Annotated in this window: 12 protein-coding genes and 1 pseudogene; 4 read left to right on the top strand and 9 right to left on the bottom strand. The window is 65.7% G+C overall.

The window, feature by feature from the left end:
• Nucleotides 1-18: 18 nt before the first annotated feature.
• A complete protein-coding gene (gene ispG / locus ACT4OC_RS31125) occupies nt 19-1,320 on the bottom strand; it encodes a flavodoxin-dependent (E)-4-hydroxy-3-methylbut-2-enyl-diphosphate synthase (RefSeq protein ID WP_444842900.1) in 1,302 nt (433 codons plus the stop codon).
• Nucleotides 1,321-1,584: 264 nt separating this feature from the next.
• On the opposite strand from ispG, the gene ACT4OC_RS31120 reads away from it, so the two are divergent.
• Nucleotides 1,585-2,457 carry a sulfurtransferase gene (locus ACT4OC_RS31120; protein WP_444842899.1) on the top strand — a complete coding sequence of 291 codons (873 nt, stop codon included), beginning with the start codon at nt 1,585-1,587 and terminating at the stop codon, nt 2,455-2,457.
• Nucleotides 2,458-2,577: 120 nt separating this feature from the next.
• Here the strand turns inward: ACT4OC_RS31120 and ACT4OC_RS31115 are convergent, their stop codons facing one another.
• Together ACT4OC_RS31115 and ACT4OC_RS31110 are read right to left on the bottom strand one after the other, a co-directional pair.
• Complete coding sequence (locus tag ACT4OC_RS31115) at nt 2,578-3,519, bottom strand: DMT family transporter (protein WP_444842898.1); 942 nt, start codon at nt 3,517-3,519, stop codon at nt 2,578-2,580.
• 50 nt (nt 3,520-3,569) lie between these two features.
• A complete protein-coding gene (locus ACT4OC_RS31110) occupies nt 3,570-4,055 on the bottom strand; it encodes a Fur family transcriptional regulator (protein WP_444842901.1) in 486 nt (161 codons plus the stop codon).
• A gap of 162 nt (nt 4,056-4,217) precedes the next feature.
• Here ACT4OC_RS31110 and ACT4OC_RS31105 point away from each other — a divergent pair, with 162 nt between their 5' ends.
• From ACT4OC_RS31105 to ACT4OC_RS31095, 3 genes are read left to right on the top strand one after another with little or no spacing between them, the layout of a single operon-like run.
• The gene (locus ACT4OC_RS31105) at nt 4,218-4,697 is read left to right on the top strand and encodes a MarR family winged helix-turn-helix transcriptional regulator (protein ID WP_444842897.1); all 480 of its coding nucleotides are present in this window, start codon (nt 4,218-4,220) and stop codon (nt 4,695-4,697) included.
• Nucleotides 4,690-5,859 carry an HlyD family secretion protein gene (locus tag ACT4OC_RS31100; RefSeq protein ID WP_444842896.1) on the top strand — a complete coding sequence of 390 codons (1,170 nt, stop codon included), beginning with the start codon at nt 4,690-4,692 and terminating at the stop codon, nt 5,857-5,859. Before ACT4OC_RS31105 ends, ACT4OC_RS31100 begins: the two co-directional genes overlap by 8 nt.
• Before the next feature lie 6 nt (nt 5,860-5,865).
• The gene (locus ACT4OC_RS31095) at nt 5,866-7,425 is read left to right on the top strand and encodes a DHA2 family efflux MFS transporter permease subunit (protein WP_444842895.1); all 1,560 of its coding nucleotides are present in this window, start codon (nt 5,866-5,868) and stop codon (nt 7,423-7,425) included.
• A gap of 143 nt (nt 7,426-7,568) precedes the next feature.
• Here ACT4OC_RS31095 and ACT4OC_RS31090 read toward each other — a convergent pair whose 3' ends face one another.
• From ACT4OC_RS31090 to ACT4OC_RS31065, 6 genes and pseudogenes are all read right to left on the bottom strand, one after another.
• Complete coding sequence (locus tag ACT4OC_RS31090) at nt 7,569-8,996, bottom strand: 1-acyl-sn-glycerol-3-phosphate acyltransferase (protein WP_444842894.1); 1,428 nt, start codon at nt 8,994-8,996, stop codon at nt 7,569-7,571.
• 71 nt (nt 8,997-9,067) lie between these two features.
• Nucleotides 9,068-10,009, bottom strand: a complete 942-nt coding sequence (locus ACT4OC_RS31085) for an alpha/beta fold hydrolase (RefSeq protein ID WP_444842893.1) — start codon at nt 10,007-10,009, stop codon at nt 9,068-9,070.
• A complete protein-coding gene (locus ACT4OC_RS31080; protein ID WP_444842892.1) occupies nt 10,006-10,944 on the bottom strand; it encodes a DMT family transporter in 939 nt (312 codons plus the stop codon). The genes ACT4OC_RS31085 and ACT4OC_RS31080 overlap by 4 nt, the downstream gene beginning before the upstream one ends.
• 5 nt (nt 10,945-10,949) lie before the next feature.
• On the bottom strand, nt 10,950-11,843 hold the full coding sequence (locus tag ACT4OC_RS31075) for a shikimate dehydrogenase (RefSeq protein WP_444842891.1): 894 nt from the start codon (nt 11,841-11,843) through the stop codon (nt 10,950-10,952).
• Between the two features lie 16 nt (nt 11,844-11,859).
• The gene (locus ACT4OC_RS31070) at nt 11,860-12,753 is read right to left on the bottom strand and encodes a dioxygenase family protein (protein WP_444842890.1); all 894 of its coding nucleotides are present in this window, start codon (nt 12,751-12,753) and stop codon (nt 11,860-11,862) included.
• A gap of 100 nt (nt 12,754-12,853) precedes the next feature.
• A pseudogene (locus ACT4OC_RS31065) lies at nt 12,854-13,089 on the bottom strand (3-oxoadipyl-CoA thiolase); the annotation flags it as partial.

Raw genomic sequence — 13,089 nt, 5'->3', positions numbered from 1 at the left:
GACCGATCGAGAGGCGCCCTACTCTGCCGCCGTCGGCTCCGGCGCGGTCGTTTGCAGCGTTTTGGCGCCGTTGCCATAGCGCTGGTCGATATAGTCGATCACCAGCGCCTTGAAATCGGCGGCGATCGAGGGCCCGCGCAGGGTGCGGAATTTCTTGCCGTCGACGAATACGGGCGCTGCCGGCGCTTCGCCGGTGCCGGGCAGGGAGATGCCGATATTGGCGTGCTTGGATTCACCGGGGCCGTTGACGATGCAACCCATCACGGCAACGTTGAGCTGCTCGACGCCCGGATATTGCGTCTTCCAGCCCGGCATTTCCTCGCGGATGAAGTCCTGGATCGAGCGCGCCAGTTCCTGGAACGTGGTCGAGGTGGTGCGGCCGCATCCCGGGCAGGCCGCGACCAGCGGCACGAAGGTGCGGAAACCCATGGTCTGCAGCAGTTCCTGCGCGACCTGCACTTCCAGCGTGCGATCGCCGCCGGGCTCGGGAGTGAGCGAAATGCGGATGGTGTCGCCGATGCCGTCCTGCAAGAGGATGCCGAGCGCGGCGGAGGAAGCGACGATGCCCTTCGAACCCATGCCGGCCTCGGTGAGGCCGAGATGGATGGCATAGTCTGAGCGGCGCGTCAGCTCCTGGTAGACCGCGATCAGATCCTGCACGGCGGAAACCTTCGCCGAGAGGATCATGCGGTCCTTGGGCATGCCGAGCTCTTGCGCGCGGGCGGCCGAGAGCAGGGCCGACTGCACCATGGCTTCGCGCGTCACCGCGCGGGCATCGCGCGGATTGGGCGAGGCGGTGTTCTCGTCCATCAGCTTGGTGAGCAGCTCCTGGTCGAGCGAGCCCCAATTGGCGCCGATGCGCACCGGCTTGCCGTTCTCGTTGGCGATCTCGATGATGTCGGCGAACTGGGTGTCGCGCTTGTTCTTGAAGCCGACATTGCCGGGATTGATGCGGTACTTGTCGAGCGCCTCGGCGCAATCAGGATATTCGGCGAGCAGCTTGTGGCCGATGTAATGGAAGTCGCCGATCAGGGGCGTGGTGATGCCGCGCTTGCGCAGGCCGTCGCGGATATGCGGCACGGCAGCGGCAGCTTCCTCGCGGTCCACGGTGATGCGAACCATTTCCGACCCGGCGCGCGACAGCGCCGCGACCTGGGCGATGGTGCCTTCGACATCGGCGGTGTCGGTGTTGGTCATCGACTGCACGACGATCGGCGCACCGCCGCCAACGGCGACATTGCCGACCATCACTTGCGTGGTCTGGTGCCGCGGCCGGGGGCCGGCGACGTCGGAAGTATCAATGGTTTCGGGCTTGTTCATGCGGTCTCGAATATCAGGTTTTGGTCATCTTCACCAAGGGGGCGGTTCAGCGGACGGGCCTTGCGCAGGGAGCGGAACCCGGACCGTCACAGAAGACGATTTCCATTGTTTGTTCAGTGACTTATGTCACCGATCGGCATCCGCCACGGCAATGGGTGAGGCGTATATCGGGGCTTCGGCCGAGAGATTAAAGGGTGCTGGCGCCTTTCCATTGCCATGGCTTGCGTCCTAGCATCGCAGGCAATCATGTCAGGGGAGCGAAACATGGCGGAGCGCGGCGGGCTGATCTCGACCTCGGAACTCGCCGATTTGCTCGGCCGATCCGAGACGCGCGTCTACGATTGTACGACCTATCTCGATTATCAGCCGGAAGGCAGCGCCGTCCCTTATCTCGTCGTGCCCGGCCGGCGCACTTTCGAGGAAGCTCATATCCCGGGCGCGGACTTCCTCGACCTGCAGGGCGAGTTTTCCGATTCGAGCACCGAGCTGCGCTTCATGATGCCGCGCCTGCCGCAGCTCGAGGCGGCGTTCGCCCGCCACGGCGTCGGCGACGGCAGCCGCGTCGTGCTCTATTCCATCGGCACCGCGATGTGGGCGACGCGCTTCTGGTGGATGCTGCAGTCGCTCGGCTTCGATGCCCTCGTGCTCGACGGCGGGCTCGACAAATGGAAGGCCGAAGGCCGCGCCATCGAGACGGGACCCGCGAAGGGCTATCCACAAGCGAGCTTCACCGCGAAGCCGAGGCCGGGCCTCTTCATCGACAAGCGCGAGATGCAGAAGGCGAGCACCAACCGCTCGACCGTCGTCGTCAACGCGTTGGGGCCGCAATTCCACAAGGGCCTCGAGCCCAGCCGCTACGGCAGGGCCGGCCGTATTCCCGGCAGCGTCAACGTGCCGGCGGCAACGCTGATCGATGCCGCGAGCAAGACGTTTCTGCCGCCCGAGGAGGTCGCGCCGAAGTTTGCCGCGCAGGGGATCACGAATGACAAGCGCGTCGTCGCCTATTGCGGCGGCGGCATCTCCGCCACCATCGACCTGTTTCAGCTGCACCGGCTCGGTTACGACCACATCACGCTGTACGACGGCTCGATGGGCGAGTGGGCGAAGGACGAGTCGCTGCCGATCGAGACGGGGTAGCCGTTCCCGCCGTCATTGCGAGCGAAGCGAAGCAATCCAGCTTCCTTCGCCGCGACAAGAAAGCTGGATTGCTTCGTCGCTTCGCTCCTCGCAATGACGGAGGATAGGACACGGCAGCACTCACACATTCGGATCAGGCGCGACTTCCGCGCGCGCCTGCTCCGGGCGGTTGACGAGATAGAGTCCCGCGATCACCAGGAGCGCCGCGGCGCCGAACGCCAGCGTCAGCGTGTCGTTCAGGATGAAGTAGCTCGCGACCACCCCGAACAGCGGTGTGATGAAGGTGAAGGCGGAAAGCTTGCTGGCCGAATAGGCTTTCACCAGCGCGAACCACAGCGTGAAGGTCAGGCCGACGACCCAGAAGGCCTGATAGGCCAGCAGCGTCAGCGACAGCGGGCTCGGCATGTGCGTGATCCGCTCGCCGCTGAACCAGGCAGCCGCCACGAAAATCGGGATCGACACCGCGACCTGGTAGCCCATGCCCTTCTCCGCCGGAGCGCGGATCAGGGGCGTCGTTTTCACGATCAGGGTGGTCGCCGCCCACAACGCGCCGCCGGCGACGATCAGGAGATCGCCGAGCAGCACCTTCGAATCGACGTTGGCCTGCGGCACGCCGATGGCGAGCGCGACGCCGGCAAAGCTCAATCCCAGCCCCGCCCATTGCGCCGGCCGCAACCGCTCGCCGAGAAAGACGTAAGAACCGAGCGCGACGAAGAACGGCGCGATGTAGAGGAACACCACCGCGCGCGAGGCCGAGGTGTACAGCAGGCCCTGATAGATCAGCACGAACTCGACGCCGAAGATGATGCCGTTGCAAAGGCCCGCCCGCAGCGTGCCGTCGCGCTCGAAGAACCTGACGCCGCGAAACCAGCCGATGATCAGCAGCACCGGCAGCGCGCCGGCCGAGCGCGACAGCGCCTGCAGCATCGGCGGCACGTCCGGCAGCACCAGCTTCACCGCGATCTGGTTGAAACCCCAGCTCACGCACAGCATCAGCATCAAGGCGATGGCGCCCGGGCTGAGAGCGCGCCCGGCGGAAGGTGTTGCTGAAATCGACGACATGGTTTCCCTTGGGCCGGCTTCAGCGCCGGACGTTCTTGCTTGACGCGGCGTTATTTCTGGCAGTGCGCGCAGGTGCCTGATATCTCGACCACGCTCATCTTCGGCGCAAAGCCGGAGGCGCGCGCCGCGGCGTTGACGCTTTTCGCCACTGGCGCTGCCGGAATCTCGCCGACCGAGCCGCAGAGGTCGCAGATCAGGAAGGCCACCATCGCGGTCTCTTCATGGTCGTGCGCGCAGGCAAGATACGCGTTGCGGCTCTCGATGCGATGCACCAGGCCGTTCTCCATCAAAAAGTCGAGCGCGCGGTAGACCGTGATCGGGGCCGGGCGCGGCATGGATCTGGCGAGCTCGTCGATCACCTCATAGGCGCCGAGCGGACGGTGACTGGACAGCAGCGCCTGCAATACCTGGCGGCGGATCGGGGTGAACTTTTGCGAGCGTTTCGCACAAACCGCCTCGGCATGGGCGATGGCGTCCGCGGCGCAGCGGCCGTGATCGTGATCGGGCGAGGGAAATGCAGGCTTTGCCAGGGTCATCGGCTCCATTTGTAGCATTTCGTCCCGCGATGCCAAAGCCCGGGCGGCCGCCGCGTTCCAGCCATGCCACTTTCACAGGGCAGGCCACGAATAACTCACGGCGCGGAATTCGTAAGCTTGCTTATTATATCAGGAGCTTATCGAGACGAGGGCTTTAAGAAGATGCGCGGTTCCGTGGATATGAACTTCCTGTTCACGCTGGGCGAGGTGACGCGCATGGTCCGCGCCTGGGCCGACCGGGAAGCCGCACGCTACGGCATCACCCGCGCGCAATGGGCGGTGCTGGCCAAGCTCGACCGCAACGAAGGCATGAAGCAGTCGGAACTCGCCGAGCAGATGGAGATGCAGCCGATCACGCTGACGCGATTGATCGACAAGCTCTGCGACAATGGCTGGATCGAGCGCCGCGGCGACGCGAACGACCGCCGCGTCAACCGCCTCTATTTGAGGAAGGCCGCGCGCCCGCTGCTCGGCAAGCTCGCAGGGCTCCGATCGGAGCTGACCGCGACCGCACTCGAAGGCATCAACCCCGCTGACGCCCACCGCATGCTGGCGCAGCTGGAAACCATCAAGGAGAATGTGCGGAGCGCGATCCAGAACCCGAACGCGGACGCACTCGGAAAGGAACAGCGTTATGGCTGATCCCGTCCTGAAGTTTCCGCCGGAGCAGAAGGGCGATCCGCCCGCGCCTGCGCGCCCCAAGCTCGCGGCCGAGCCGCGCCGCCGCCTGATGGCGGGCCTGCGCCGCTATCGCCGCTTCCTGCTGCTGGTCGTGGTGCCGCTGGTTGCGGCGATGGCCGGGTTCACGCTGTATCTGAACGGCGGCCGTTACGTCACCACCGACGACGCCTATGTCGGTGCGCAGAAGGTGCTGATCACGCCCGACGTGTCCGGCAAGATCGTCGCCATCGCCGTCAAGGAAGGCCAGATCGTCTCGCCCGGCGACGCGCTGTTCCAGATCGACCCCGTGCCCTACCAACTGGCGCTGGCCCAGGCGCGCGCCAGGCTGGAGGATGCCAAGACCAATCACGCCAACCTGGTCGCGAATGTAAAACTCTACTCGCAGACGCTGGAGATCGTCGGCGCCGGCATCGAGATCAAGCAGCGCGACGTCGAGCGCAAACAGTCGCTGGTGAAGAACAACGTCGGTTCGCAGCTCGATCTCGACAAATCCTCGACCGATCTGGTCACGGCTCAGGCGCAGCGGCAGCTGGTCCGGCAGCAACGCTCCAATGCGCTGACCCAATTGCTCGGCAATGCCGATTTGCCGCTGGAAGAATTCCCGGCCTACCTGCAGGCCAAGGCCGCAGCTGACGATGCCCAGCGCAACCTCGACCTCAGCACGGTCCGGGCGCCGATCAGCGGCACCGCGACGCAGGTCGAGCAGATCCAGCTCGGCCGCTTCGTCACCGCCGGCACGCCGGTGTTCTCGGTGATGGACGTCGGCAACCCCTGGGTCGACGCCAACCCGAAGGAAAGCGATTTCACCTATGTCGCGGTGGGACAATCCGTGACGCTGGAGGTCGACGCGTTCCCCAACCACGTATTCAAGGGCACGGTGGGCTCGCTCTCGCCGGGAACCGGCGCGCAGTTCGCGATCCTGCCGCCGCAGAACGCCATGGGCAATTTCGTCAAGGTGGTGCAGCGCGTGCCGGTGCGGATCTACTTCGACAAGAACGACCGCATGGTGAAGAAGCTCAAGGCCGGCATGAGCGTCTATGCCACCATCGACACCAGGCACAAGCGCTCGCTTTCCGCCCTGCTCGGCTTCCGGCCGGCGGCGGCCAACCACGAGCAGGACTAGCCCGGCATGACGGCGCCGGGGCACCCGTCTGTCATGGTTCCGGGCCTGCGCCGGAACATGGTGACGATCTGCGCCATGACCGCGACCATCATGCAGGCGCTGGACACCACCATCGCCAATGTCGCGCTGCCCTACATGCAGGGCACGCTGTCGGCCTCGCAGGACCAGATCAACTGGGTGCTGACGTCCTACATCGTCGCCGCCGCGATCATGACCGCGCCGGTTGGCTGGGTCGCCAACCGTTTCGGGCGCAAGCGCATCTTCATCATCTGCTCGGCCGGCTTCACCATCACTTCCGTGCTGTGCGGCGTGGCGCAGGACATCACGCAGATGGTGGCCTTTCGCCTCGCGCAGGGCGTGTTCGGCGCGGCGCTGGTGCCGCTGTCGCAGGCGGTGATGCTGGATTCCTACACGCTGCAGGAACGTGCGAAGGCGATGTCGATCTGGGGCATGGGCGTGATGATGGGGCCGATCATGGGCCCGTCGCTGGGCGCGTGGCTGACCGAGACCTATTCCTGGCACTGGGTATTCCTGGTAAATCTGCCGTTCGGCATATTCACCGTGCTCGGCCTGATGATCTTCATGGACGAGACGGACAAGGACCGCGCACTGCGCTTCGACTGGTTCGGCTTTGCGGCGCTGGCGGTCGGGATCGGCTCGCTGCAGCTCGCGCTCGACCGCGGCGAGCAGCTCGGCTGGCTGGAATCGAACGAAATCATCGCCGAGTTCATCATCTCCGCCGTCGGCTTCTACTATTTCTTCGCGCATTCCTTCACGACGCCGGCCCCGTTCATCCAGTTCTCGATGTTCACAGACAGGAATTTCATCACCGGCTGCATCTTCATGGCGGTGATGGGCCTCGTGCTCTATTCCACGATGGCGCTGGCCTCGCCTTTCCTGCAGAACGTGATCGGCTATCCCATCATCTCGGCAGGGCTGCTGCTCGCCACCCGCGGCTTCGGCACCTTCCTGTCCATGATGATGGTCGGCCGCCTGATGCGCTACATCGAAGCGCGCACGTTGATCGTTGCCGGGCTGTCGCTGACCGCCTGGACGCTCTACCACATGTCCGGATGGACCGATCAGACCGGCACCAACGAGATCGCGGTCATCAGCATCGCGCAGGGCTTCGGCTTCGGCCTCGTCTTCGTGCCGCTCTCCACGGTGGCGTTCCTGACGCTGGCGCCTCATTTGCGCACCGACGGCACTGCGATGCTGACTTTGATGCGCAACGTCGCCAGCTCCATCGGCATTTCGATCGTGATCTCGCAGCTCACCGAAGGCACCCGCCGCAACTATGCGATCCTGAACGAGCACATCAATCCGTTCAATCACGCCATCCAGATGCCCGACGTGCGGCGGCTGATCGACCTCTCCACCGACGCCGGCCGCGCCATGGCCGACGCGATGCTGAAGGCGCAGGCGCAGATCGTCGCCTTCTCGCACGATTACCAGATGGTGACGCTGTTCATCCTCGTCTCCATCCCGCTCGCCATCATGATCGGCTCGACCAAGGCCGCGCTCCGCAAGCAGGCCGCCGGGCCGGAGCAAGTGGCGGTGGATTGACTGAGCGACACTCTCTCCACGTCATGGCCGGGCTCGTCCCGGCCATCCACGTTCTTCACGCGGGTTCCAAGAACGTGGATGCCCGGGACAAGCCTGGGCATGACGAGAAGATAGACCTTCGCGCCAATTGAAGCGGCGTGACGTCAAACTTCCGCCGCCCCATCGAACAGATGCGCAATGGCGTTGGCGTAGTATTTCAGCAGCATCAACTCCCCCGGATTGGCGCGGTAGTTGCCGTCCTCCTCTAGCACGAGATGGCGCAGCGTCAGCATGCGCAGGCCCACCGAGATCGCGTAGTCGCGGTCGGCGCGGGGAATGTGGACATAGCTGCCGCGGCGTTCCAGCTCGCCAATCAGGTCGGATACGCGCTGCTTGATGTCGAGCATGGACAGGGAATTCTCGCCGGCCTCCAGCATGGCGGTCGCGACCAGCGAGACCGGCAGCGCCGGCACCACGCGGCCGACGGCCTGCATGAGTTTGGTGCCCAGCTTTTCCGTCTCGGCGTGGCGCGCTTCGGGAGCGAGCAGGCGAAAATCGATCCCGGCTTCCGTGACGTGCTTTCGCAGCGACACCGGCTCGCCGAAGCTGACGCAGGTATAGCCGAAGCGGTACCATTCGCCGCGCATCGCCATCCAGACGTGGTGGAAGAAGTGCCGCGCGAAAGTGAGCGCGTTGAAGCCGAAGACCGGCTTCTTGCCCGGTTCGGCGCCGGCGGCCGACGTGAGCATGCGGTCTTCCAGCACGCGGTCGTAATTGACCGCGACCGGAACGAACACGACGTCGCGCGGCCCGAGCGGATCGAAGCCGGCAACCATGTAGCTCAAGAGCCCGAATTTCGGCGGGCGCAGCCTTCCGTCGCGGCTGAGACCGCCCTCCGGGAAGATCGCCTGTGTCACGCCGGCCGAGGTCGCCATGTGAACGTAGCGCGCCAGCACCTTGCGATAGAGCGCCTCGCGGGAATCGCGGTTGATGAAGTAGGCGCCCATCGACTTGATCAGGCCGCGCAGCCCCCAGACCTGCGCCCATTCGCCCACGGCGTAGCTCAGCGCCGACGACGTCGCGGCGACATAGGTCACCAGCACGTAGTCCATGTTGGAACGATGGTTGATGACGAAGATGACGGACGACGACGGATCGACCGCCGCCAATGCCTCGTCGTTGCGGTAGCCGATGCGGACGCGATAGAGCATCTGGGAAATGCCGCGGGCGATCCGGGTGCCGATGCGGAAATAGGCATAGGCGCTGAACGACGGCACGATGTCGCCGGCGTAGCGCTTCACCTTCTCCATCGCGACCTCGCGCGGTACGCCGCTTTCCCTGGCGTATTCGTCGGCGGCATGCAGCACCTCGGGATCGAACACCAGGCGGTCGATCAGCACCTGGCGCTTGGTCAGCTTGAAGGGCTGGATGCGAAGCTTGAGCCGCGTATTGAGCTCTTCGATGGCGCGGTTGGCGCGCCGCCGCACGGCCCAGCGCACGCTCGGCACCAGGATGCGATCGATCGCGGCCCAGGCCGCCAGCAAGGCCAGGACGATCACCACCCACAGCGGCAGGGTAATCTGCGAACCCATGTCGACTCCCTTGGCTGAAGATACCATCCAGGCGTCGCCTGGCTGCAAGAGGTTTGTTGGCGTGCGCTCGGCTAAATCGACGACCCCGGCACGAAGGCGTCGAATGCCGCCCATAGCTGCGCGCGATACGAATCCTGCTCCTGCAGGATTTCGTGCCGGGCGCCCTCGATCGGGCGATAGGCGCCCGCGGGAAGCCGCGCGGCAAACCGCGCGATCGCCGCCGTCGAGACGATGCTGTCCGCGCCCGCTCCCAGCATCAGCGTCGGCTGCTCGATTTTCTCCGGATAGCCCTCGGCCTGGAACGCGGCGATCGTGTCGAACGCCGCGGCCAGCCACGCCACCGTCGGTCCCCCAATCCCGAGCGTCGGATCCTGCGCGACGATCGCGGCGTTGCGTGCATAGCGCAGGGGATCGGACGTCAGCGGATTGCCGGCAAAGCGCGCCGTTCTGCCCCCGTCGATGTTGCCGCCCGGCACATAGTTTTCGCCGAGGCCGGCACGGCGCAGCGCTCCGATCAGAGCGCGGAGCGGCTGTCCGATCCATGCGCGGGGAAAATCGACCATCGGCGCAACGAGAACGGCGTGCTCGAACCAGCGCTTGCCGGAATGCGCGGCCCGCAGCACGACCGCGCCGCCCATCGAGTGCGTGAGCGCGAAATGGGGGCGCGGACAGCTCGGCAGCACCACCCGGCGCATGAAGGTCTCGAGATCGGTCTCGTACTCCGAAAAGCTTTCGACGTGGCCCCTGCGCGGATCGGGCAGTTGGCGGGAGGAATGTCCCTGCCCGCGCCAGTCCATTGTCGCGACCGCAAAGCCGCGCCGGCGCAATTCGCCGATCGTCTCGAAATACTTCTCGATGAACTCGCCGCGGCCGCCGAAGACGCAGACCGTTCCCTTGGGCGTCGCGGGCGCATCCCAGCGCGCAAAACGCAGCTCGACGCCATCGGGCGTCCCGACCTTGCCCACGATGGCGCCGTCCGGAGCCGGATTGCCAGAGATGGAAAGGAGCTTCATGCAGCCTTTCCGTCGGGCTTGTCGTCCTTCTTGCGGCGCAGGCCCAGCCACATGCCGCCGAGCGACAGCACGCCGCCGATCAGATGAATGAGGGTCGGCGCCTCGCCGAGGAAGACGATCGACAGCACCGCGCCGACGACGGGCCCCAGATACATGCTGAGCGAGGTCGAGAGCGCGCCGAACGCCGAGGCGAACCAGGAATAGGCGGAATAGGCAAACAGGCCGGGCACGAGGCCGGCGAAGAGATAGACCTTCGCAGCCTTGAAGCTCAGCACCGCCGATGGATCGGACCACGTCTCGTACGCCGCGAACGGCAGCGAGAACAGCGCGCCGAAAGCCGCGAACAGGCCGATCCGCGCCAGGAAGCCGATGCCGGCTCCAATGCGATTCTGCACCAGCGTGTAGCTCGCCCACGCCATCATCGCGAACACCACCAGGATATCGCCCTGGGTCAGGCCGTGCTCGCCCGAGGTCTGCCCGCGCGTGATGACGAGCAGCGCGCCCGACAGCGCAACGATCATGCCGATGACCTGCCAGCGGTTGACCCTTTCCAGCCCCATCGCCAACGAGAACAGCAGCACCATCAACGGCGCCATCGCCATGATCAGCGCGAGGTTGATCGCCGAGGTGGTGGTGCCCGCGAGATAAACCGGCCCGCCGCAGACGAACATGCCGAGAAAGCCGGCAGCCGCGATGCCGAGGCCTTCCCTGCGCAAGAGGTCCGGATGCTGGCGCAGCGCGGCGAAGATCAGCGGCGACAGGCCGATGGCGACGATCGACCAGCGGAAGAAGGCGATCGAAAATGGCGGCACGGAGCCTGCCACGCCGCGCGCCAGGATCATGTTGGAGACCTGCGCCGTCGCCAGCACGAGGAATCCGAGCAGGCCCAGCATTTCCCGTCCTCGGCTGGCGGTCGTCTTGACGGTCTCGTGCATCTCTCTCACGCCGCGTCACCAACGGCGCCGCCCGGCGCCGTCACCGCATCGAATGCCTTTGCCATTTCCGCCGTCGACGGCCGCAATCCCGTGAACAGCTCGAAGGCGTCGGCGGCCTGATGGATGGCGAGATCGCGCCCGGTCATGACGGTGGCGCCCTTTGCCCTGGCCGCGATCAGAAGCGGCGTCCACAGCGGTGAATAGACGGCATCGACGACCCAGAGGCCGCGATGCAGCAGCGCTTCCGGCACCGGACTCGCCTTGCTCGGCAACATCCCGATCGGCGTTGCGTTGATGACGCCGACGGCGTCGCGCAGCGCCGCCTCGACGCCATCTGCGATCCCTGTTTTCAGGCTGCCCGGCAGCAGCAGCCTCGCCAGCGCTTCGGCCTTGGCACGATCGGCGTCGAAGATATGCAGCTCCGTGACGCCAAGTGCGCCCAGCGCGAACGCAATCGCCCTGCCAACGCCGCCCGCGCCGATCAGCGCAACCGCACCGCTGCGCGATCGCGCAACGAGATCGCCGATCGCCAGCGCAAAACCCGTCGTGTCGGTGTTATGGCCGATCAGCCGGCCATCGCGCACCACGACGGTATTGGCCGCGCCGATCGCGGCAGCACCCGGCGACAATTCGTCGAGCAGCGGGACGATGGCCTCCTTGTAGGGAAAGGTGACGTTGACGCCGGCAAAGCCGAGGCGCTTCACGCCTTCGAGCAAGAGCCGCAGCTCCTCGGTGCCGGCGCCGGCGACCTCGATCAGCTGATAGTGACAGTGCACGCCGAGCGCTTCGGCCGCCCGCTCATGCATGGCGGGAGAAGCGGAGCGCTTGATCGGCGCGCCAATCAGGCCGGTCAGGAAGCGTCGATCCGCCGGAAGGACGAGCTTGCTGTCGCGACTCATGCCCGGCCCATGCTTCTCACTTGATCGGCGCACGTGGCAGCACCGCCTCGCCCGCCTCCAGCCGGTAGGTGTGGTCGAGCGAATACCAGGGTGTGACGACATCGCGCGCGGACGGATGCGGCTCGTCATGGCGCAGGAAATTACCAATCAGCGCGCGCGTGACGCCGAACTGCGTGTCGCTTTCGATATTGGGATCGGCGGGATCGTAGACCTGCGAGATCAGGGTCTTGAAGCCGGGCTTGAAGACCAGGGCGTGCAGATGCGCCGGCCGATAGGGATGGCGGCTCTGCGCCTTCAACAGGCGGCCGACCACGCCGTCGGTCGGAATGGGATAGCCGACGAACATCACCGAGCGGAAGGAGAAGCGGCCCTCCGCGTCGGTCGTGAACTTGCCGCGCAGGTTCATGTCGGCCTGCTCGGGATCCTGGTTCTCGTAGAGCCCGACGGGGGAGGCATGCCAGACATCGACCTCGGCGCCGGCGACGGGCCGGCCGTCCTTGTCCACCACGCGCCCACTGACGAACAGCGGCGCGCCCGGCGTGTCGGAGCGCACGATCGAGCCGCCGTTCTCGACGCGCGGCGAATTCAATCGCCAGAACGGCCCGAGCAGCGACTGGTCGGTCTCGGTATTGCCGGCATCGCCATTGTTGAGCAGGCACACCAGCGAAGAGACGCCGAGCGAGCCCGCCATCAGCACGAATTCATTGTGGGTGTCATTGGTCAGCCGGCCCATCTCGGCGAGGATGGCGGTCGCCTCGCGGAATTCGGCTTCGGTCAACCTGATGTCGCGAACGAAGCCGTGGAGGTGCTTGACCAGCGCGACCATGATCTCGCGCATCCGCGGGTCGGCGGTGCGCGCCATCGCGGCCAGCGCCGCCGCCGTCACATCCTGCTCGCGCTCGATGATCATGCGATCCCGCTCCTGTCATTCCGGGGCGCGCGAAGCGCGAACCCGGAATCTCGAGATTCCGGGTCCATCGCTTCGCGATGTCCCGGAATGACGGTGCATGTCAATTCAACTTCTCGATCGCCACCGCAACGCCCTGGCCGACGCCGACGCACATGGTGGCGAGCGCGAGCTTGCCGCCGCGCTTTTCCATGCCGTGCACCGCGGTCATGGCGAGCCGCGCGCCGCTCATGCCGAGGGGATGACCGAGCGCAATCGCGCCGCCATGCGGGTTGACGAAATCGGCATCGTCCTTGACGCCGAGCTGACGAAGGCAGGCGATGCCCTGGGAGGCGAAAG

Source organism: Bradyrhizobium sp. (genome assembly GCF_052389815.1).
Taxonomy (GTDB): Bacteria; Pseudomonadota; Alphaproteobacteria; order Rhizobiales; family Xanthobacteraceae; genus Bradyrhizobium.
This window is presented reverse-complemented; position numbering and strand designations above follow the sequence as displayed.

Coding starts and splice junctions, on each gene's coding strand:
- ACT4OC_RS31100 (WP_444842896.1), top strand. CDS start 4,690: ATGGCTGATCCCGTCCTGAAGTTTCCGCCGGAGCAGAAGGGCGATCCG.
- ACT4OC_RS31115 (WP_444842898.1), bottom strand. CDS start 3,519: ATGTCGTCGATTTCAGCAACACCTTCCGCCGGGCGCGCTCTCAGCCCG.
- ACT4OC_RS31085 (WP_444842893.1), bottom strand. CDS start 10,009: ATGAAGCTCCTTTCCATCTCTGGCAATCCGGCTCCGGACGGCGCCATC.
- ACT4OC_RS31090 (WP_444842894.1), bottom strand. CDS start 8,996: ATGGGTTCGCAGATTACCCTGCCGCTGTGGGTGGTGATCGTCCTGGCC.
- ACT4OC_RS31070 (WP_444842890.1), bottom strand. CDS start 12,753: ATGATCATCGAGCGCGAGCAGGATGTGACGGCGGCGGCGCTGGCCGCG.
- ACT4OC_RS31120 (WP_444842899.1), top strand. CDS start 1,585: ATGGCGGAGCGCGGCGGGCTGATCTCGACCTCGGAACTCGCCGATTTG.
- ACT4OC_RS31075 (WP_444842891.1), bottom strand. CDS start 11,843: ATGAGTCGCGACAGCAAGCTCGTCCTTCCGGCGGATCGACGCTTCCTG.
- ACT4OC_RS31105 (WP_444842897.1), top strand. CDS start 4,218: ATGCGCGGTTCCGTGGATATGAACTTCCTGTTCACGCTGGGCGAGGTG.
- ACT4OC_RS31110 (WP_444842901.1), bottom strand. CDS start 4,055: ATGACCCTGGCAAAGCCTGCATTTCCCTCGCCCGATCACGATCACGGC.
- ACT4OC_RS31095 (WP_444842895.1), top strand. CDS start 5,866: ATGACGGCGCCGGGGCACCCGTCTGTCATGGTTCCGGGCCTGCGCCGG.
- ispG (WP_444842900.1), bottom strand. CDS start 1,320: ATGAACAAGCCCGAAACCATTGATACTTCCGACGTCGCCGGCCCCCGG.
- ACT4OC_RS31080 (WP_444842892.1), bottom strand. CDS start 10,944: ATGCACGAGACCGTCAAGACGACCGCCAGCCGAGGACGGGAAATGCTG.